Origin of the sequence: Microbacterium galbinum (assembly GCF_023091225.1) — a bacterium.
GTDB classification, from domain to species: Bacteria; Actinomycetota; Actinomycetes; order Actinomycetales; family Microbacteriaceae; genus Microbacterium; species Microbacterium galbinum.
Window position 1 is genome coordinate 2,785,478 of sequence record NZ_JAHWXM010000001.1, and the last position, 17,781, is coordinate 2,803,258.

General features: G+C 67.8%; 21 protein-coding genes. 11 read left to right on the forward strand and 10 right to left on the reverse strand.

All coding sequences use genetic code 11. The features are described from left to right. Positions 1 to 15: 15 nt before the first annotated feature. From KZC52_RS13345 to KZC52_RS13355, 3 genes are all read left to right on the forward strand, one after another. Positions 16 to 510, forward strand: a complete 495-nt coding sequence (locus tag KZC52_RS13345; RefSeq protein ID WP_247624530.1) for a hypothetical protein — start codon at positions 16 to 18, stop codon at positions 508 to 510. Between the two features lie 98 nt (positions 511 to 608). Beyond that, positions 609 to 1,055: a hypothetical protein gene (locus KZC52_RS13350; protein ID WP_247624531.1), complete on the forward strand. Its 447-nt coding sequence runs from the start codon at positions 609 to 611 to the stop codon at positions 1,053 to 1,055. Then, positions 1,052 to 1,606 carry a hypothetical protein gene (locus tag KZC52_RS13355; protein ID WP_247624532.1) on the forward strand — a complete coding sequence of 185 codons (555 nt, stop codon included), beginning with the start codon at positions 1,052 to 1,054 and terminating at the stop codon, positions 1,604 to 1,606. Before KZC52_RS13350 ends, KZC52_RS13355 begins: the two co-directional genes overlap by 4 nt. Before the next feature lie 203 nt (positions 1,607 to 1,809). Here the strand turns inward: KZC52_RS13355 and pgm are convergent, their stop codons facing one another. Beyond that, positions 1,810 to 3,459, reverse strand: a complete 1,650-nt coding sequence (gene pgm, locus KZC52_RS13360) for a phosphoglucomutase (alpha-D-glucose-1,6-bisphosphate-dependent) (protein WP_247624533.1) — start codon at positions 3,457 to 3,459, stop codon at positions 1,810 to 1,812. Positions 3,460 to 3,527: 68 nt separating this feature from the next. Between pgm and pheA the strand changes: the two genes are divergently transcribed. Next, complete coding sequence (gene pheA, locus KZC52_RS13365; protein WP_247624534.1) at positions 3,528 to 4,478, forward strand: prephenate dehydratase; 951 nt, start codon at positions 3,528 to 3,530, stop codon at positions 4,476 to 4,478. Between the two features lie 64 nt (positions 4,479 to 4,542). Here pheA and KZC52_RS13370 read toward each other — a convergent pair whose 3' ends face one another. The 4 genes from KZC52_RS13370 to KZC52_RS13385 all read right to left on the reverse strand — a co-directional run bounded on the left by KZC52_RS13370 (position 4,543) and on the right by KZC52_RS13385 (position 6,689). Then, entirely contained in the window at positions 4,543 to 4,752 is a 210-nt protein-coding gene (locus KZC52_RS13370; RefSeq protein ID WP_247624535.1) for a methyltransferase, read from the reverse strand. A gap of 70 nt (positions 4,753 to 4,822) precedes the next feature. Continuing rightward, positions 4,823 to 5,863, reverse strand: a complete 1,041-nt coding sequence (locus KZC52_RS13375) for an LLM class flavin-dependent oxidoreductase (RefSeq protein WP_247624536.1) — start codon at positions 5,861 to 5,863, stop codon at positions 4,823 to 4,825. A gap of 105 nt (positions 5,864 to 5,968) precedes the next feature. Further along, positions 5,969 to 6,199, reverse strand: coding sequence for a DUF2795 domain-containing protein (locus KZC52_RS13380; RefSeq protein WP_247624537.1), 231 nt, complete (start codon positions 6,197 to 6,199; stop codon positions 5,969 to 5,971). Positions 6,200 to 6,266: 67 nt separating this feature from the next. Next, positions 6,267 to 6,689, reverse strand: a complete 423-nt coding sequence (locus tag KZC52_RS13385) for an Hsp20/alpha crystallin family protein (protein ID WP_247624538.1) — start codon at positions 6,687 to 6,689, stop codon at positions 6,267 to 6,269. A 129-nt stretch (positions 6,690 to 6,818) separates the two neighbouring features. On the opposite strand from KZC52_RS13385, the gene KZC52_RS13390 reads away from it, so the two are divergent. Together KZC52_RS13390 and KZC52_RS13395 are read left to right on the forward strand one after the other, a co-directional pair. After that, positions 6,819 to 7,118, forward strand: a complete 300-nt coding sequence (locus tag KZC52_RS13390) for a MerR family transcriptional regulator (protein ID WP_247624539.1) — start codon at positions 6,819 to 6,821, stop codon at positions 7,116 to 7,118. Between the two features lie 28 nt (positions 7,119 to 7,146). Next, positions 7,147 to 8,877, forward strand: coding sequence for a cation:proton antiporter (locus tag KZC52_RS13395; protein WP_247624540.1), 1,731 nt, complete (start codon positions 7,147 to 7,149; stop codon positions 8,875 to 8,877). A gap of 81 nt (positions 8,878 to 8,958) precedes the next feature. Here the strand turns inward: KZC52_RS13395 and KZC52_RS13400 are convergent, their stop codons facing one another. Both KZC52_RS13400 and KZC52_RS13405 read right to left on the reverse strand, forming a co-directional pair. Then, positions 8,959 to 10,386, reverse strand: coding sequence for a dicarboxylate/amino acid:cation symporter (locus KZC52_RS13400; protein WP_247624541.1), 1,428 nt, complete (start codon positions 10,384 to 10,386; stop codon positions 8,959 to 8,961). A 165-nt stretch (positions 10,387 to 10,551) separates the two neighbouring features. Beyond that, the gene (locus KZC52_RS13405; protein WP_247624542.1) at positions 10,552 to 10,899 is read right to left on the reverse strand and encodes a hypothetical protein; all 348 of its coding nucleotides are present in this window, start codon (positions 10,897 to 10,899) and stop codon (positions 10,552 to 10,554) included. A gap of 63 nt (positions 10,900 to 10,962) precedes the next feature. On the opposite strand from KZC52_RS13405, the gene KZC52_RS13410 reads away from it, so the two are divergent. Next, positions 10,963 to 11,358 carry a YbjQ family protein gene (locus KZC52_RS13410; protein WP_247624543.1) on the forward strand — a complete coding sequence of 132 codons (396 nt, stop codon included), beginning with the start codon at positions 10,963 to 10,965 and terminating at the stop codon, positions 11,356 to 11,358. Here the strand turns inward: KZC52_RS13410 and KZC52_RS13415 are convergent. From KZC52_RS13415 to KZC52_RS13425, 3 genes are read right to left on the reverse strand one after another with little or no spacing between them, the layout of a single operon-like run. Beyond that, on the reverse strand, positions 11,355 to 11,594 hold the full coding sequence (locus KZC52_RS13415; RefSeq protein WP_247624544.1) for a helix-turn-helix domain-containing protein: 240 nt from the start codon (positions 11,592 to 11,594) through the stop codon (positions 11,355 to 11,357). The genes KZC52_RS13410 and KZC52_RS13415 overlap by 4 nt on opposite strands. Next, the gene (locus KZC52_RS13420) at positions 11,591 to 12,226 is read right to left on the reverse strand and encodes a DUF2975 domain-containing protein (RefSeq protein WP_247624545.1); all 636 of its coding nucleotides are present in this window, start codon (positions 12,224 to 12,226) and stop codon (positions 11,591 to 11,593) included. Before KZC52_RS13420 ends, KZC52_RS13415 begins: the two co-directional genes overlap by 4 nt. Next, complete coding sequence (locus KZC52_RS13425) at positions 12,226 to 12,864, reverse strand: hypothetical protein (protein ID WP_247624546.1); 639 nt, start codon at positions 12,862 to 12,864, stop codon at positions 12,226 to 12,228. The genes KZC52_RS13420 and KZC52_RS13425 overlap by 1 nt, the downstream gene beginning before the upstream one ends. Positions 12,865 to 13,075: 211 nt before the next feature. Between KZC52_RS13425 and KZC52_RS13430 the strand changes: the two genes are divergently transcribed. The 4 genes from KZC52_RS13430 (at position 13,076) to KZC52_RS13445 (ending at position 17,732) form a co-directional block, all read left to right on the forward strand. Then, complete coding sequence (locus KZC52_RS13430; RefSeq protein ID WP_247624547.1) at positions 13,076 to 15,604, forward strand: ATP-dependent Clp protease ATP-binding subunit; 2,529 nt, start codon at positions 13,076 to 13,078, stop codon at positions 15,602 to 15,604. Positions 15,605 to 15,732: 128 nt separating this feature from the next. Beyond that, positions 15,733 to 16,236, forward strand: a complete 504-nt coding sequence (locus KZC52_RS13435) for an amino-acid N-acetyltransferase (protein WP_247624548.1) — start codon at positions 15,733 to 15,735, stop codon at positions 16,234 to 16,236. A gap of 10 nt (positions 16,237 to 16,246) precedes the next feature. Further along, positions 16,247 to 16,942, forward strand: a complete 696-nt coding sequence (locus KZC52_RS13440) for a hypothetical protein (RefSeq protein ID WP_247624549.1) — start codon at positions 16,247 to 16,249, stop codon at positions 16,940 to 16,942. A gap of 379 nt (positions 16,943 to 17,321) precedes the next feature. Continuing rightward, positions 17,322 to 17,732, forward strand: coding sequence for a dehydrogenase (locus KZC52_RS13445; RefSeq protein ID WP_247624550.1), 411 nt, complete (start codon positions 17,322 to 17,324; stop codon positions 17,730 to 17,732). The last annotated feature ends 49 nt before the right edge of the window (positions 17,733 to 17,781 follow it).

Consider the following 17,781-nt stretch of genomic DNA (forward strand, 5'->3'; position numbering starts at 1 on the left):
ACTGCAGCCACAGCCGTGAGTATCGTCCTGGTTGCCTCTGCACTGTCGGGGTGTGCCGGGATGAGTGCGGAGGAGAAGGTTGCGGTGCAGGAAGCGCAGTTGAAGGATTTTGTCGCGCAGGCTGATGTTTGGGGTGGTGAGATCGTCGCGCAGATTCCGGTGGCGGAGATCGAGCCGGCGGCGGAGTCGTACAACATCGGTGGCGTGCGCAAGGTGAGCGATTACGACGACTGGCCGAAGTACTACTACTGGGACCAGATCGTCGAGTTGAAGGCTGAGGGTGCACGTGCGCCGTCTGAGGTGGCTGATGATCTCGAGCCGTGGCTGGAGCGTGAGGGGTGGGAGCGGAACGAGGAGTCTGAGTTCCCTCCGGGCGAGCAGAGTTTCGAGCGTGATTATTACCGGGATGGATACCACCTTGTCGTCGAGGTGTATACCGTCCCGCCGCCTCATGCGCAGAAGCTCGCGTTCATGATCGTGACGCCGCAGACCGATCCGGATCGTCCGTGACGGCATCCGTCCCGTGCCCACGTCTTTGCGCGGGGCGTGCCCGTTCACTTGCGGCGGGCGTACTCGTCTCGCTGGTGGTGTTGACGGGGTGTGCTGGGATGAGCGCGGAAGAGAAGGTTGCGGTGCAGGAAGCGCAACTGAAAGCACTGATCGCGCAGGCGGATGATTGGGGCGGGGAGATCGTCGCTCAGATCCCTGTGTCGGAGGTGGAGGAGATCTACCCGAACATGGGGGGCTCCCGAGGAGCGGGCGATGATTACGAGCAGTGGCCGCGCTATTACTACTGGTTCCAGGGCGTTGACCTCTTGCCGGACGGACCGCGATCGCCAACGGCCGTCGCTGATGACCTCGAACCGTGGCTGCAGCGACAGGGCTGGCAGCGTAATGAAGAAGCTGAGTTTCCTGCAGGTCAAGAGAGTTTCGAGCGCGACTACTTCCGCGATGGATACCACCTCATCGTGGAGGTCTACACCGAAGAGCCGCCCATGGCGCAGGCGATCAACTTCAAGATCGTGACGCCGCAGACCGATCCGGATAGTCCGTGACGGCATCCGTTCGTTACCCGTGTCTCCTCTCTGGGCGTGCTCGTCTACTTGCGGCGGGCCTACTCGTCTCGCTGGTGGTGTTGACGGGGTGCGGTGGGATGAGTGCGGAGGAACAGGTAGTGGTTCAGGAACAACAACTGGACGAGTTCATCTCTCAGGCGGACCGATGGGGCGAGGAGATCCTTGAGCAGATCCCGGCGTCAGAGCTCGATCCCGAGTCGGAAGCGAGCCCCGGTGGTGGTGTTCGAGCGGCGAACGACGACTACGAGGAGTGGCCGAAGTACTACTACTGGAATCGGTACGTCGAGCTGAAGTCGGAGGGTGTCCGAACGCCTACCGAGATCGCGGACGACCTCGAGCCGTGGCTGGCAGAGCAGGGCTGGCAACGAGACAAAGAGAGTGAGTTCCCGGCCAGTGAAGAGAGCTTTGAGCGGGACTACTTCCGGGGTGGGTACCACCTCGTCGTGGAGGTATTCACGGAGCCGCCTCCTCGTGTTCAGTCCCTACGGTTCATGATCGTGACGCCGCGAACGGATCCAGACCGCACTTGAATCGTGTCCTAGGTGAACCATGTACATCTCTAGCCTGCGAGAGTTCGCAATGAGGTCGAACGCTACTTTGGAAACAACGCGAAGTACCTCGCCACCACCTCGAGTGAGGGTGATCCATCACGTGGGTACATGGGATTTCGCTCACCTTGTCGCCTCCCGGGCCACGAAGGCGACAAAGTGAGCGATTCGAAACCGATCGAAACCTACGCCCCCAGCGCCGCCGACACCACCGCGCGGGCCTCGGCCTGCACCTCGGCGAGGTGCTCGGGGCCGCGCAGGCTCTCGGCGTACAGCTTGTAGACGTCCTCGGTGCCCGAGGGGCGCGCGGCGAACCACGCGTGCTCGGTCTGCACCTTGAGGCCGCCGATCGCCGCGCCGTTGCCGGGAGCGTGCGAGAGCTTGGCGGTGATCTCCTCGCCGGCCAGCGTGGTCGCCGACACCGACTCGGGCGCCAGCTTCGCGAGCGTCGCCTTCTGCTCGGGCGTCGCCGGAGCATCCACCCGCTGGTAGGCCGACGAGCCGAACGCGGTCTCGAGCTCGGCATAGCGCTCCGACGGCGACTTGCCCGTCACGGCGATGATCTCGGCGGCCAGCAGGCACAGCAGGATGCCGTCCTTGTCGGTCGACCACACCGAGCCGTCGAAGCGCAGGAACGACGCACCGGCCGACTCCTCGCCGCCGAACGCGACCGAACCGTCGAGCAGACCGGGAACGAACCATTTGAACCCGACCGGAACCTCGAGCAGGCGACGGCCGAGCGACTCCGCGACGCGATCGATGATCATCGACGACACGAGCGTCTTGCCGATCGCGGCATCCCGCGGCCACTCCGTGCGGTGCGAGAACAGGTAGTCGATCGCGACGGCGAGGTAGTGGTTCGGGTTCATCAGACCGGCATCCGGGGTGACGATGCCGTGGCGGTCGGCATCCGCGTCGTTGCCGGTGAGCACGTCGAAGTCGCCCTTCTTGGCGACGAGCGAGGCCATGGCCGACGGCGACGACGGATCCATGCGGATCTTCTCGTCCCAGTCGAGCGTCATGAAGCGCCAGGTCGGGTCGACCTCGGGGTTCACGACGGTGAGGTCGAGGTCGAAGACCTCCTTGATGAGCGCCCAGTACTCCACGGATGCTCCGCCCAACGGGTCGGCCCCGATGCGCACACCCGCGCGGCGGATCGCTTCGACGTCGATGATCGACGCGAGGTCTCGCACGTAGGCGTCGCGGAAGTCGTAGCTCCCGAGGGTGTCGGCGTCGAGGTCCGCGAAGCGCACGCGCTTCACGCCCTCGAGGTTCGCCTCGATGAGCTGGTTCGCGCGGTCGGCGATCCAGCCGGTGGCGTCGGTGTCGGCCGGGCCGCCGTGCGGCGGGTTGTACTTGAAGCCGCCGTCGCGGGGCGGGTTGTGCGAGGGGGTGACGACGATGCCGTCGGCGCGGCCGGTGTTGCCCTCGGATGCCGCGAGGGCGCGGTTGTACGTGAGGATCGCGTGGCTGAGCGCCGGGGTCGGCACCCACGAGTCGCGGGAGTCGACGCGCACGTCGACGCCGTTCGCGACGAGCACCTCGATCGCGCTGCGCTCGGCCGGCAGCGACAGCGCATGCGTGTCGCGCCCGAGGAAGAGCGGGCCGGTGATGCCCTGGCCCGCGCGGTAGTCGACGATCGCCTGCGTGGTGGCGAGGATGTGCACCTCGTTGAAGCTGCCGCTCAGCGACGACCCGCGATGGCCGCTGGTGCCGAACGCGACGCGCTCGGCGGCGACATCCGGGCGCGGGATGCGGTCGTAGTAGGCGGCGATCAACTCGTCGACATCGATGAGGTCACTTTCCTCCGCGGGGAGGCCGGCACGGCTCGTCATGAGTTCAGTCTGCACCGATCCGGCCCGAGAGGAAACTTCGCGTCGGAGCCTTGACGCGGAGGGCTAAGGTGAAACGCGTGACCGAACGCCGTACCTACAGCTATCTGGGACCCGCCGGAACGTTCACGGAGGCGGCGCTCGACCAGGTCGCCGAAGCCCGAGGCCAGCAGTGGCGTGCCGTGCACAACGTCGGCGAAGCCCTCGCCGACGTGCTCGAGGGCCGCAGCGACGCCGCGATGATCGCGATCGAGAACTCGATCGAGGGCGGCGTCTCCACCACGCAGGACGCCCTCGCGACCCTGCCCGGTCTGCGCATCGTCGGCGAATACCTCGTGAAGGTGAACTTCGTGCTCGTCGCGCCGCGCGGCACGACGCTCGACGAGGTGTCGGTCATCGCCGCGCACCCCGTCGCCTACGCGCAGTGCCACGGATGGCTCGGCGCGAACATTCCCGCGCACTCGCACGTTCCGGCATCCAGCAACGTCGCCTCGGCGATCGGCGTGCTCGACGGCAGCCTGCCCGCCCAGGCCGCGATCGCCGCCCCCGGCATCGTCAACCACTACGACGTCGAGGTGCTCGCCTCCGGCATCGGCGACAACGCCAACGCCGTCACCCGCTTCGTGCTCGTCTCGCGCACGACCGCGCCGCCCGCGCCGACCGGTGCCGACAAGACCTCGCTCATCGTCGAGCTGCCCCACGACCACCCGGGATCGCTCCTCGAGATGCTCGAGCAGTTCTCGACCCGCGGCATCAACCTGTCGCTCATCGAGTCGCGCCCGATCGGCGACGAACTCGGCCGCTATCGTTTCGTCATCGACGCCGACGGCCACATCGAGCACGAACGCATGGCGGATGCGCTGCTCGGCATCCGTCGGTTCAGCCCGCGCGTGGTGTTCCTCGGGTCGTACCCGCGGGCCGACCGTCAGATCGTGCACTACCCGGATCGCTACGCCGACGACGTGTTCGTCGAGGCGCGCGACTGGCTGCGCGGCATCGTCTCGGGCGAACCCGAGGCCTGAGCCCCCTCCGGCGCGGATCGCGCCCACTCAGCCCCCTCGGCCCTCCGGCTCCGTCCGGCGCGGGTCAGTGCTCCCGGAAGTTCGGCCAGTCGCTGCCCGGCCGCATGCGCGCGTGGAGCGCGCTCTTGGCGACGGCGAGCGACGGGTAGGTTCCGGCCGAGGCATCCGCCCCCGCCATCGTCACCCGATAGCCCTCGTCGTCGTGACGGATGCTGCCGACGACGCCGTTCGGGCCGTAGGCCACCCAGAGGCCGAGTGTGGTGCTGGTGCTCATCATCGAACTCCTCTCCAGGGCTGAGGCTACGCCCGCCGGGCCCGGTGCGCCAGACCTCCGTCGCGCGCGTCTACAGCGCTGCGGCGACGAGCTCCAGGGTCTGGGCGCGGCCCGCGGCCGAGTCGGCGGGCTCGGACTCGTAGGCGCCGGCGACGGGGGAGAGCATGACCTCGTCGACGCCCCAGCGGCTCGCGAACTCGCGCACCTCGGCGGCGACGGACTCGCCCGTTCCGACGAACCAGCGCGAGCGGGCGGCCTGCACGACCTGATCGGTCGCGGCATCCGATTCGGCCGCCAGCGCTTCCTCCACCGTCTCGAGAGCGATGAGCGGCTTGTTGAGACGCAGCCGCGACATCATGCGCAGCTGCGGCAGGGCGCGCGCCTCGGCCTCCTCGACGGTGGGCGACGCCACGGCGTTGACCGTCAGGAAGGTGCGCGGCGTCGGGTGCTCCTCGCTCGGCTGGTAGTTCGTGCGATAGAGATCGAGCGCGCGCTCGAGGCCCTCGCCCGAGAAGTGGTTGGCGAACACGTACGGCAGGCCGTGGGATGCCGCGAGCTGAGCCGAGTAGTCGCTCGAGCCGAGCAGCCACACCTCGGGGGCGTCGGTCGCCGCGGGCGTCGCACGCACCGTGTACTCCCCGCCGGAGGTGAAGCGCACGGTCGCCCCCTCGTTCGAGACGAGCGCGGCGATGTCCTGCACGTGGCGGGGGAACTGTTCGACGTCGCTGGTGACGCCCGAGCCGCGCAGCAACTGCGTGATCACGGGGTCGCTGCCGGGTGCGCGCCCGAGGCCGAGGTCGATGCGCCCGGGGGCGATCGCGGCCAGGGCCGCGAACTGCTCGGCGACGATGAGCGGCGCGTGGTTCGGCAGCATGACGCCGCCGGAGCCGAGGCGGATGCTCGAGGTGCGGGTCGCGGCGGCGGCGATCAGCACCGGGGGAGTGGTGGATGCCACGGCCGGCATGTTGTGGTGCTCGGCGAACCAGTAACGGCGATAGCCGAGCCGGTCGGCGATCTCGGCGAGCGAGAGGGAGGCGCGGATGGCCTCGGCGCTGGTCTGACCGGTGCGCACGGGCACGAGGTCGAGGACGGAGAGTGCGACGTCATTCATCCCCTGCTGCAACCGGGGGGAGCGGCGGGGCATTCCCGGCGCCCCGGGCCCCGATCGCGCGGACGCGCGGGGAGGCGCGGGAAGCGCGCCGGAAACGCGCCGCCGTCAGGCCGCGATGGGCGTACTGCGGGGCGTGAGCGCCTCTTCCAGCGATCGGCGCGCGAGTCGGTAGCGGATGCTCCAGCCGGCGCTGTAGCTCTGCTCGGGGAGGTCGGCGAGGAGTGCGCGGTCGTCCGGGCCGAGGCCGTCGCGCGCGGCTTCGCGCAGCAGGTCGTCCTTCGTGGCCGGGTACTCCATCTCGGCCAGGAAGCGGTCGAGTGCGGGCGAGGTGGGCATGTGACATTCCTTTCCGTGTGAAGGGGAGGAGGACTCGGGGGCGCGCGATCGCGCGCCCCCGAGAGGATCAGGCGTCGATCGCCTGCCGCTGGTCGGCCGATTCGACGGTGATCTTGCGCGGCTTCGCGCGCTCGCTGACAGGGATGATGACCGACAGCACGCCGCTCTCGTAGGAGGCGCTGATGCCGTCGAGGTCGACACCCTCGCCGAGCGTGAACTGGCGCAGGAACGTGCCGGCGCCGCGCTCGCGAGCGAGCCAGCGCACGCCCTCCTGGCTGTCGGCGGTGCGCTGGGCGCGGATGGTCAGCTGCGCACCGTCGAGATCGACGTCGATCGAGCCGGGATCGGCGCCCGGCAGATCGGCGTGCAGGATGTAACGGTCGCCGTCGCGATAGAGGTCCACCGGCATGGACCGGGGGGCGCGAACGGAATCGAGCACGCTCGCGGCGAAGCGGTCGAGCTGACTGAACGGATCGAAGGTGAGTGCCATGGTGTCTCCTTTCGTACGGCCCTCTCGGGCTCGATGGCCGATGCAGAAGATCTGCATCACTTACTGTAGATTTTTTATAGAACAAATCCAGCCACTTCCGCAAGTCCCGACGTCTCGAAGGAGAACCGGATGCCGCATCGCGATTCGCGCACCCCGCTCTACGGCATCGCCGTCGCCGCGCAGCTCGTCGACCTGCCCGAGGCGACCCTCCGCCTGTTCGAGAGCAAAGGGCTGCTGACGCCCGCGCGGAGCGACGGCGGCACCCGGCGCTACAGCGACGACGACATCGATCGCCTGCGGAGGGCGGCGCAGTTGCGTGACGACGGCATCAACATCGCGGGCATCGCCCGGGTGCTCGACCTCCAGGACGAGAACGCCGATCTGCAGGACCGGAACGCCGACCTGCGCGACGCTCTCGACGAGCGGTGACGCCCGGCGCGGGCGCTAATCTGGCCGGATGGATGCCGAGATCTTCTACGTCCTCGTCGGCGCCGTCGTCGTGGCGGCCATCGCCCGCTGGCGCGGGTGGCCCGCCCCGCTGCTCGTCACGGTCGTCGCGCTCGCGGTGTCGTTCCTTCCGTTCGTGCCCGAGCTGCGTGCCGACGGGCACCTGCTGCTGAACCTCGTGCTGCCGCCGCTGCTGTACTCGGCGGCCCTCGACGTCTCGTTCGTCGGGTTCCGGCGCAGCCTGCCGCAGATCCGCCGCCTGGGCATCTGGCTGGTGCTGATCACGGCGATCGCCGTCGGTCTGATCGCGTGGTGGATCTTCCCCGATCTGGGCCTTCCCGGGGCGCTGCTGCTCGGCGCGATCGTCTCTCCGCCCGATGCGGTCTCGGCCGCCGCGATCGGCCGCAAGCTCGGCCTGCCGCGCCGCATCATGACGGTGCTGTCGGGTGAGAGCCTCATCAACGATGCGACCTCGCTGACTCTGTACCGGGTGTTCGCGGCGATCCTCGCGGGCGCGACCGTGAGCGTCTGGGGCGGCATCTGGCAGTTCGTCGTCGCGGTGGCGGTGGGTGTCGGCATCGGCCTGGTGTTCGGCGTCGCGCTGCACCAACTGCGCATGCGCATCTCCGACCCCGTCGTGATCGGTACGTTCGGCCTGCTCGCTCCCTTCGGCGCCTACGCCATCGCCGAGCACCTCAACGGCTCGGGTGTACTGGCGGTCGTCGCGATGGGCCTGTACGTCGGCTTCAACGCTCCGCGCACCGACTACACGACCCGTCAGCAGGAGAAGCCGATCTGGCTCTCGGCCGACTTCCTGCTCGAGAGCTTCGTGTTCGCGTACATCGGTCTGCAGCTGCCGCGCGTGGTCAGCGACCTCGGCGCCGAATCGATCGGCGAGATCCTGCTGCTCTCGGGCGCCGTGCTCGTGGTCGTGCTGATCGTGCGCCCGCTGTTCATCTTCCCGGCCAACGCCTGGGCGAACTTCCAGGACCGTCGGCGCCTCGCCCGCTGGGATCGGGGGGTCGAATCGGGAGAGTTCCAGAAGCGGCAGAAGCAGTCGCGGCGCTGGGGCCAGTACACCCCCGACGAGCTGCGCACGCAGATCGTGCGCGAGCGGATGGCGGGCCTCCAGCTCACCTGGAAGGACAACGCGGTCATCTCCTGGGCGGGCATGCGCGGCGTGGTCACGCTCGCGACGGCGCTCGCCGCGGCCGACCTCGCCACCCTCGACGAGCGGGCCTCGCACGCGATCGTCGTGGTCGCGTTCATCGTGACCGTCGGCACGCTGCTGCTGCAGGGGCTCACGCTGCCGATGCTGATCCGCCGGCTCGGCATCGCCAGCGACGTCGATCACGCCGAGGATGAGAAGGCCCTCGCCGCGGTGAAGGAGAAGAGTCGTCGGGCCGGCAAGGCGTTCCTCGCCGAGAAGCGCGTGGAGTGGGAGGAGAAGTACGGCGAGGTCGACCTCTCGATCTTCGACGCTTTCGCCAAGCGCATGAACCGCGTCGAGAAGGACACCGACGAGGCGCAGGAGGTCGAGGACTCGGTCGCCAAGCCGTCGTACGACGACCTCGTCGCCCTCTCGAAGGGCTGGTTGCAGGTGCGCCGCGAGATCCTCCTCGAGGAACGCGACAAGGGCAACCTCGACGAGGAGGTCATGCGCGAGCTGATCGCGGCGATGGATGCCGAGGAGCTCGCCATGGACACCCGCGGGGCGACCCGTCCGGGCGAGCGCGCGTAGCCGCGGCATCCCGCTGACGAACGAGAGTGCCCCGTCCTGGAAGAGGACGGGGCGCTCGTTCGGTGATGCGGCGGGTGGCGCTCAGCGCGTGGCGGCGGGCTCCGGTGCGGCGGTGGTGCCGGCATCCGCCTCGGGGGCGTCGTCGTCATCGTCCTCGGCGAAGGGGAGGCCCTCGCGCGGCGCGTTGTAGAGGCGCTCGTCGAGGATGCCTTCGCGCTTGGCGACGATCGTCGGGATGAGCGCCTGGCCCGCGACGTTGACCGCGGTGCGGCCCATGTCGAGGATCGGGTCGATCGCGAGCAGCAGTCCCACGCCCTCGAGCGGCAGGCCGAGCGTCGACAGCGTGAGCGTGAGCATGACGACCGCGCCCGTGGTGCCGGCGGTCGCGGCGGAACCGACGACCGAGACGATCACGATGAGCAGGTACTGCACGAAGTTGAGCTCGATGCCGAAGAACTGCGCGACGAAGATCGCGGCGATGGCCGGGTAGATCGCGGCGCAGCCGTCCATCTTGGTGGTGGCGCCGAACGGCACGGCGAACGAGGCGTACGAGCGGGGCACGCCGAGGTTGCGCTCGGTGACGCGCTCGGTGAGCGGCAGGGTGCCGATCGACGAGCGGCTGACGAAGGCCAGCTGCACGGCGGGCCAGACACCCGAGAAGTACTGCTTGATCGACAGGCCGTGGGTCTTCACCAGCACGGGGTAGACGACGAAGAGCACGAGCGCGAGACCGATGTAGATCGCGATCGCGAACCAGCCGAGCGAGGCGAGCTTCTCCCAGCCGTACTTGATGACGGCGGCGCCGATCAGGCCGAAGGTGCCGAGCGGGGCGATGCGGATGATCCACCACAGCACGCGCTGGATGACCTTGAGCAGCGACTCGGTGAAGACGAGGAACGGCTCGGCCTTCTTGCCCGCCTTGAGCGCGGCGATGCCGACGACGGCCGCGACGACGATGACCTGCAGGATGTTGAAGCTGACGCTCGACGAGACGGCGCCGGCTTCGGCGTCGAACGAGCTGCTCACTCCGATGCCGAGGAAGTTCTGCGGGATGAGGCCGAGCAGGAAGTTCCACCACGTGCCGACGGTGTAGGGCTCGCCGGGCTCGAGCCCCTCGCCCGCGCGGGCGCCGGGCTGGATGACGAGGCCGAGCACGATGCCGATGACGACGGCGATGAACGCGGTGATCGCGAACCACAGCAGCGTCTGGCCGGCGAGGCGGGCGGCGTTCTGCACGCGGCGCAGGTTCGAGATGCTCGCCACGATGGCGGTGAAGATGAGGGGCACGACGGCAGCGCGCAGCAGCGTCACGTACGAGCTGCCGATGGTGTCGAGGGTGGCCGAGAGGCCGTTCGGGTTCTCGGCGGTGGCGCCGAGCTGGCGGCCGATGAGGCCGGCGGCGATGCCGAGGACGAGGGCGGCGAGGATCTGGAAGCCGAACGACGTCAGCAGCTTCCGGATCGGTCCGCGGGTATCAGGCGCCTTCTGCGCGCGAGCGGTGGTACTCATTGCGGGGGAACTCCAGAACAGATTGCGGCATGCCGATATACACGCCAGAACGTTCAACGCTAGGTCTGTCTGAGAATTCCCTGGGCGGAAATGACGAAGGATGACGGATGCCGCAGCATCCGTCATCCTTCGATGTCGATCCGACCGGAGGTCAGACGGGGAGGATCACTCTCCCGCAGCGAGGCACTCCTCCATGTTGTCGGTGAGGACCTTCTGGACCAGGGTGTAGTCGTCCTGGTTGGCCTGCTTGTCCTCGCCGTTGGCGAGGTAGTTGAGGGTCTCGTTGCTGAGCTCCGAGTCGACGAGGTAACCGGCGAAGCAGTCGGCGGCCTTCTCATTGAGGATGTCGCCCTGGCCGGCGTCTTCGAAGTACTGGGTGAGGCCCGAAGCCACGTCGGCCTGAGACGGACGGCTCGCGCCACCGCAGGCGGCGAGCGAGAGGGCGAGGGCCGCGGCGGGCAGGGCCAGCAGCAGGCGGGAGCGGGTGCGCAGTTTCCGGTCGAAGTTCATCATGCGGCCAGGTTATCGGCTCTCAGCCCATTGATAGGAATATCTGGATGGGGATATATACCCATCATGATTTCTGGTAATGGCTCCGTGCTCTGGCACGATGGCCTCATGTTCATGGTGACGACGAACGATATTCCGGGTTACCGCATCACGCAGGTGCTCGGCGAGGTCATGGGCCTCACGGTGCGCTCGACCGACTTCGGTCAGGGGTTCGCCGCGGGCTTCCGTTCGCTCGGCGGCGGCGAGATCCCCGAGTACACCCAGGTCATGTACGAGGCCCGGCAGGTCGTCATGGGGCGCATGTGGGCCGAGGCCCAGCAGCGCGGCGGCAACGCGATCGTCGCGATGCGCTTCGACGCCGGGTCGATCCAGAACTTCACCGAGATCTGCGCGTACGGCACCGCGGTCGTCGTCGAGCCCCTCGCCCCGCAGCCCGCGCCGCCGCAGCCGCCCCGGTTCTAGGGGCGCTCGGCCAGCACCAGCAGCTCGCCGACCTCGCAGTCGAGCGCGTCGCAGATCGCCCGCAGCGTCGAGTAGCGGATGGCGCGGGCGCGGTCGTTCTTGAGCACCGACAGGTTCACGATGCTCACCCCCACGCGCGCGCTGAGCTCGGTGAGCGTCATGCCGCGGTCGGCGAGCAGTTCGTCGAGGCGGCAGTGGATGCCGGTGAGCTCGTCGTCGTTCTCCGCGGGGCTCATACGAGACCCTCGGTTTCCTTCTGCAAGGACTCGTTCTCGCGCTGGGTTCGGATCCCGCGACGGAAGGCCACAGCGATGAGTCCGACGGCCATCCCGATTCCGAAGATCGGGAGGATCGACCAGAACTCGAGCGGATGCGCGGGCTCGCCGGGCCCCGTGCCGATGGCGCTGAGCACTCCGTTGCGGCCCATCGTGTCGAAGAGCACGATCGCGATCGGGGCGATCACGAGGGTCCACCCGGTCGCCACGAGCGCCCGCACGTTCGCGTCGACGAAAAAGCGCCCGCGCAGGAAGTTTCCGGCCAGCAGGATCACCGAGCCGATGATCAGCAGTGCGGCGGCCGCCCACAGCGCGATCGAGGCGATGATCGCGGCGATCGAGACGGCGTTGACGTTTGGGGCGAAGACCACGACCTCTTCGGCGATGCCCGAGATCGAGATCGCTCCGGAGTCGCCCGTGGCGTCCACGGGCATCGCATCGATGGGAACGCTCCATGCGATGCCCTCCTCGCGGAACGTGGTCAGCACGCGCAGCCAGGTGGCGATACCGACGATCACGACGGCGGCCACCGCATAGAAGATGACGGTGACCGCATCGGCGGTCTCGGAACGGGGCGAGATGCGGGTGGCCATCAGATGAGTCCCTCCGTCTCCTTCTCGAGCGTCGCCTTGTCGCGCTGCAGGCGATCGCCCACGGTGAAGGCGGTCATGATCACGGCGACGATGAACGCGGCCAGGATCCACGTGAACGGCTCGACCGTGAGCACCGCGGTGTCGAGACGATTCTCGGTCATGAGCGAGACCGTGGCGTTCGCGAGCATGTTGTCGAAGAACCTCGCGGCTGCGGCACCGATCAGCCCGGTGAGACCGGTGGTCGCGACGAGAGCGGTGTTTCGGCGGCTGAATACGCGGCCGCCGATGATGCTGCGCGAGAGCAGCAGCAGGCATCCGACGATCGTCACGACCGTGACGATCAGTGCGAGCTGGCCCAGGATGCCGGGAACGATCGCGATCGGCGTGAGCTGCGGGGCGAGGAGAACGCCGCTGTCGATCTGCACCGGCACCGTGGCTGATCCGTCGGAGAGGGCGATGTCGGCCGCACCGTCGACGAACTCGATGCGAACCGGCACGTTCGTTCCGGTCGCGAGGACGATGATGCGCAGGACCGCAGTGACGGTGATCCACGCCGCGATCGCGAAGCCCACGATCGAGAAGGCGGCGATCGACCAGCGGTCGCCGCGCGACGGTCGGTTCTGATGCGAGATGCTCATGTCTACTCCTTATCGATGATCGTTGTTATCGATTCCCGTTAACATATCGACTCTCGATAAAGACGTCAACCCTTCCGTCCCATCGGCGCCGTAGCGGGGCGTCACCGCACTATGCCGACGGCGAACACGGGCATACACGGCATCCGCGGTCGTTACTCTCGGTATACAAGCGCTCGCACCCACAGGGAACGTGCGAACCAAGGAGTTGACAATGTTCGAGAGATTCACGGACCGAGCCCGTCGTGTGGTCGTCCTCGCCCAAGAAGAGGCGAAGATGCTCAACCACAACTACATCGGTACCGAGCACATCCTGCTCGGTCTCATCCACGAAGGCGAGGGCGTCGCCGCCAAGGCGCTGGAGTCCCTTGGCATCTCCCTCGACGCGGTGCGCGAGCAGGTGCAGGACATCATCGGCCAGGGTCAGCAGCAGCCGACCGGCCACATCCCCTTCACCCCCCGCGCCAAGAAGGTGCTCGAGCTCAGCCTCCGCGAGGCCCTGCAGCTCGGCCACAACTACATCGGCACCGAGCACATCCTGCTCGGTCTCATCCGCGAGGGTGAGGGCGTCGCCGCGCAGGTGCTCGTCAAGCTGGGCGCCGACCTCAACAAGGTGCGCCAGCAGGTCATCCAGCTGCTCTCGGGCGCCCCGGGCCGCGAGCCGGCCGCCGTCGGCGCGCAGAGCAACGACACCCCGAGCGCGCAGGGCGGCTCGCAGGTTCTCGACCAGTTCGGTCGTAACCTGACGCAGGCCGCGCGCGACAACAAGCTCGACCCGGTCATCGGGCGCGAGAAGGAGGCGGAGCGGGTCATGCAGATCCTCTCCCGCCGTTCCAAGAACAACCCCGTGCTGATCGGTGAGCCCGGCGTCGGCAAGACCGCCGTCGTCGAGGGCCTCGCGCAGGCCATCGTCAAGGGCGATGTGCCCGAGACGCTGAAGGACAAGCAGCTGTACTCGCTCGACCTCGGCTCGCTCATCGCCGGTTCCCGCTACCGCGGTGACTTCGAGGAGCGGCTGAAGAAGGTCACCAAGGAGATCCGCACGCGCGGCGACATCATCGTCTTCATCGACGAGATCCACACCCTCGTGGGTGCGGGTGCCGCCGAGGGCGCGATCGACGCGGCCAGCATCCTCAAGCCGCTGCTCGCCCGCGGTGAGCTCCAGACCATCGGCGCCACCACACTCGACGAGTACCGCAAGCACTTCGAGAAGGATGCCGCGCTCGAGCGCCGCTTCCAGCCGGTGCAGGTCAACGAGCCGAGCCTGCCGCACGCGATCAACATCCTCAAGGGTCTGCGCGACCGCTACGAGGCGCACCACAAGGTGCAGATCACGGACGGCGCGATCGTCGCGGCGGCGAACCTCGCCGACCGCTACGTCTCCGACCGCTTCCTGCCCGACAAGGCCATCGACCTGATCGACGAGGCCGGCGCACGCCTGCGTCTGTCGATCCTGTCGAGCCCGCCCGAGCTGCGCGAGTTCGACGAGAAGATCGCCAAGGTGCGCGAGCAGAAGGAAGTCGCCAGCGAAGAGCAGGACTTCGAGAAGGCCGCCGCCCTCCGCGACGAGGAGAAGAGCCTCCTCGCCGAGCGTCTGCGCCTCGAGAAGCAGTGGCGTGCGGGCGACGTCGCCACCTCCGCGGTGGTCGACGAGGGTCTGATCGCCGAGGTGCTCGCACAGGCCACCGGCATCCCCGTCTTCAAGCTGACGGAAGAGGAGTCCTCGCGACTCGTCTTCATGGAGAAGGCCCTGCACCAGCGCGTCATCGGTCAGGAAGAGGCCATCGCCGCCCTGTCGAAGACGATCCGTCGTCAGCGCGCCGGCCTCAAGGACCCGAAGCGTCCCTCGGGCTCGTTCATCTTCGCCGGCCCCACGGGTGTCGGAAAGACCGAGCTGGCCAAGGCGCTCGCCGAGTTCCTGTTCGACGACGAAGCCGCTCTCATCTCGCTCGACATGAGCGAGTTCGGCGAGAAGCACACCGTCTCGCGTCTGTTCGGTGCCCCTCCCGGGTTCGTCGGATTCGAAGAGGGTGGCCAGCTCACCGAGAAGGTGCGTCGCAAGCCGTTCAGCGTGGTGCTCTTCGACGAGATCGAGAAGGCCCACCCCGACATCTTCAACTCGCTGCTGCAGATCCTCGAAGAGGGTCGGCTCACCGACGGCCAGGGTCGCGTGGTGGACTTCAAGAACACCGTCATCATCATGACCACGAACCTCGGTGCGCGCGACATCGCCGGTGGTCCCGTCGGCTTCCAGATCGAGGGCAGCAACGCCACGACCTACGAGCGGATGAAGGGCAAGGTGAACGAAGAGCTCAAGCGGCACTTCAAGCCCGAGTTCCTCAACCGCGTCGACGACATCATCGTGTTCCCGCAGCTCAACAAGGAGGAGCTGGTGCAGATCGTCGATCTGTTCACCAAGCGCCTCAGCGAGCGGCTGCTCGACCGCGACATGACGATCGAGCTGTCGCAGGCCGCCAAGGAGCGTCTCATCGAGATCGGGTTCGACCCGTCGCTCGGTGCCCGCCCGCTGCGTCGCGCGATGCAGCACGAGGTCGAAGACCGCCTGTCGGAGAAGATCCTGCACGGCGAGCTCGACTCGGGCGACCACGTGAAGGTCGACGCGAAGGACGGGGAGTTCCTGTTCGAGCACGGCCCGCGCGAGGGTGGCCCGGTCTCGGTCGGCGTCAACACCGGCGGCGACATCTCCGGCACCCCCGACCTGGCGATCGCCAGCGGGGAGTGACCTGATCGTCGACCTCGGCTCCTGAGCGAGCGGAGCGAGACGAAGGAGGGGGCGGATGCTTCGGCATCCGCCCCCTTTCCTGTGCCCGCTTCAAGGTCGCGGGCGGGTGGCGGTTCTAGGCTGGAGGGGTGAGCGACTACATCGTCCGGCCGGCGCGGAGCGCCGACATCGTCGGCATCCGCAATCTGCTGCAGCCGATGGTCGAGCAGCGCATCCTCCTGGGCAAGGACCTCGCCGTGCTCTACGGCGCCGTGCAGGAGTTCGTCGTGGCCGAGGCCGACGGCGAGCTGATCGGCTGCGGCGCGCTCCACGTCTTCTGGGAAGACCTCGGCGAGGTGCGTACGCTGCTCGTCAGCGACGCCTGGCTGCACCACGGGGTGGGGCGAGCGATCGTCGACCGCCTCGAGCAGAACGCGGTCACGCTCGGACTCTCGCGGCTGTTCTGCCTGACGTTCGAGGTCGAGTTCTTCACGCGCCGCGGCTTCACGACCATCGGCGAGCAGGTCGTCGATCCCGACGTGTATTCGCAGCTCCTGCGCAGCGGCGACGCGGGTGTCGAGGAATTCCTCGATCTCGCGCACGTCAAGCCCAACACGCTCGGCAACACGCGGATGCTGAAGCACCTGAACTAGCCTGGAACCCATGCCCCGTCAGTCCGCAGCCGTCTATCGTCGTCGGCGCATCGTGTTGCTCGGCGGGCTGATCCTCGTGCTCGCGGCGATCGGTATCGGCGTGTGGCTGCTGCTCGCCCAGCCGTGGGCCTCGGCCGCGACCGAGAGCACCCCGAAGCCCACCCCGACGACCTCGTCGACCGCGTCGACCCCGACGCCCGGCACGGTCGCGAGTCCGGATGCCGAGGCGTCCAACCCGCAGCTTCCGCCGGACGAGGCTCCGGAGGACGTGCCGGACGCATCGCAGACGCCCGCGATCGTGGCGTGCCAGGCGAAGGACATCGAGGTGAAGGCCGTCGCCGACGCCGAATCGTACGCCGAGGGTGTGCTGCCGAAGCTGTCGATCTCGCTCACCAACAAAGGCTCGAGCGACTGCACGCTCGACGTCGGCTCGACCATGCAGTCGATCACGGTCTCGAGCGGCTCCGACGTGTGGTGGCGCTCGACCGACTGCCAGCAGAACCCGAGCAGCATGATCGCGACGCTCACCGCGGGAACGACCGTCACGAGCAAGGATCCGGTCACCTGGGATCGCACGCGATCGAGCGTCGAAACCTGCGAGCAGGAGAACCGCCAGCGGGCTCCGGGCGGCGGCGCGTCGTATCACGTGGCCGTGTCGATCGGTGGATTCGCCAGCGTATCCACGCAGCAGATCCTGCTCTACTGAGTCGATTCCGACCGTCTTCGGCTCGGAACGCTTCGAAAAGCGTATAAGTCCCGGTTTATTGTTCCGAAAAGCTCTGATGCATCGGTAACGGCTGACAGGGCTGGTTCTTTGGGATACCATTGAAGTCGATTCTCTGATTCATGCGGCACCATGCCATCCCCAGTGGCGTCGACTTACAGCGTCCCCAGCGCTTCGACACCGCCGCTCGAGAATCCGAGGGCCCTCTCGAGTACCCCAGTCCCCAATGTGGGACTCGAGAGGGCCCCAATCGTTTCCGCAGGCTTTCGCACGCGTCGAGACGTCGCTTTCGCCGCGAGACACCACGCCAGACGTGATGGTTCGCGGCGAACGTGGTTTCTCGCGCGCCTAGGCTGGAGGCATGGCAGCGAAGAAGGCGAAGAGCGCGAAGCAGAAGCCGGCACCCGAGGACTTCCGATCGGATGCCCTGGCACTGGCGCTCGAGAAGCAGGACGTCGCGGCGGTCGCCCTCGCGCTGCGCAACGGCACGACGGTCGTGCCGCTGGTGAAGCCCGGCGCACGCGACAACCCGCTCGACACCGGCGAGGTGTGGACCTACCGCGACCCGAACAGCGGCGACCTCGCCCTGCTGCTGTTCAGCGACGCGAAGAACAAGCCCGACAACCTGCCTCCCGGCGTCGGCATCTACACGGCAGAGTGGCTCCGGAAGTTCCTCGGCACGCATCCGATCACGACCGTGTTCCTCGACATCGCCGGTCCTCACCCGATGCAGGCCTCGCCGCAGGAGCTGCTCAAGGCGCTCGAGGCCTGAGCCGCCCGACGCCGCGCTCTCGACGGCTTCCCGCCGCTTCCCGCCCTCA

Coding starts and splice junctions, on each gene's coding strand:
- KZC52_RS13350 (WP_247624531.1), top strand. CDS start 609: ATGAGCGCGGAAGAGAAGGTTGCGGTGCAGGAAGCGCAACTGAAAGCA.
- pgm (WP_247624533.1), bottom strand. CDS start 3,459: ATGACGAGCCGTGCCGGCCTCCCCGCGGAGGAAAGTGACCTCATCGAT.
- KZC52_RS13370 (WP_247624535.1), bottom strand. CDS start 4,752: ATGAGCACCAGCACCACACTCGGCCTCTGGGTGGCCTACGGCCCGAAC.
- KZC52_RS13375 (WP_247624536.1), bottom strand. CDS start 5,863: ATGAATGACGTCGCACTCTCCGTCCTCGACCTCGTGCCCGTGCGCACC.
- KZC52_RS13380 (WP_247624537.1), bottom strand. CDS start 6,199: ATGCCCACCTCGCCCGCACTCGACCGCTTCCTGGCCGAGATGGAGTAC.
- KZC52_RS13385 (WP_247624538.1), bottom strand. CDS start 6,689: ATGGCACTCACCTTCGATCCGTTCAGTCAGCTCGACCGCTTCGCCGCG.
- KZC52_RS13390 (WP_247624539.1), top strand. CDS start 6,819: ATGCCGCATCGCGATTCGCGCACCCCGCTCTACGGCATCGCCGTCGCC.
- KZC52_RS13395 (WP_247624540.1), top strand. CDS start 7,147: ATGGATGCCGAGATCTTCTACGTCCTCGTCGGCGCCGTCGTCGTGGCG.
- KZC52_RS13400 (WP_247624541.1), bottom strand. CDS start 10,386: ATGAGTACCACCGCTCGCGCGCAGAAGGCGCCTGATACCCGCGGACCG.
- KZC52_RS13405 (WP_247624542.1), bottom strand. CDS start 10,899: ATGATGAACTTCGACCGGAAACTGCGCACCCGCTCCCGCCTGCTGCTG.
- KZC52_RS13410 (WP_247624543.1), top strand. CDS start 10,963: ATGATTTCTGGTAATGGCTCCGTGCTCTGGCACGATGGCCTCATGTTC.
- KZC52_RS13415 (WP_247624544.1), bottom strand. CDS start 11,594: ATGAGCCCCGCGGAGAACGACGACGAGCTCACCGGCATCCACTGCCGC.
- KZC52_RS13420 (WP_247624545.1), bottom strand. CDS start 12,226: ATGGCCACCCGCATCTCGCCCCGTTCCGAGACCGCCGATGCGGTCACC.
- KZC52_RS13425 (WP_247624546.1), bottom strand. CDS start 12,864: ATGAGCATCTCGCATCAGAACCGACCGTCGCGCGGCGACCGCTGGTCG.
- KZC52_RS13430 (WP_247624547.1), top strand. CDS start 13,076: ATGTTCGAGAGATTCACGGACCGAGCCCGTCGTGTGGTCGTCCTCGCC.
- KZC52_RS13440 (WP_247624549.1), top strand. CDS start 16,247: ATGCCCCGTCAGTCCGCAGCCGTCTATCGTCGTCGGCGCATCGTGTTG.
- KZC52_RS13445 (WP_247624550.1), top strand. CDS start 17,322: ATGGCAGCGAAGAAGGCGAAGAGCGCGAAGCAGAAGCCGGCACCCGAG.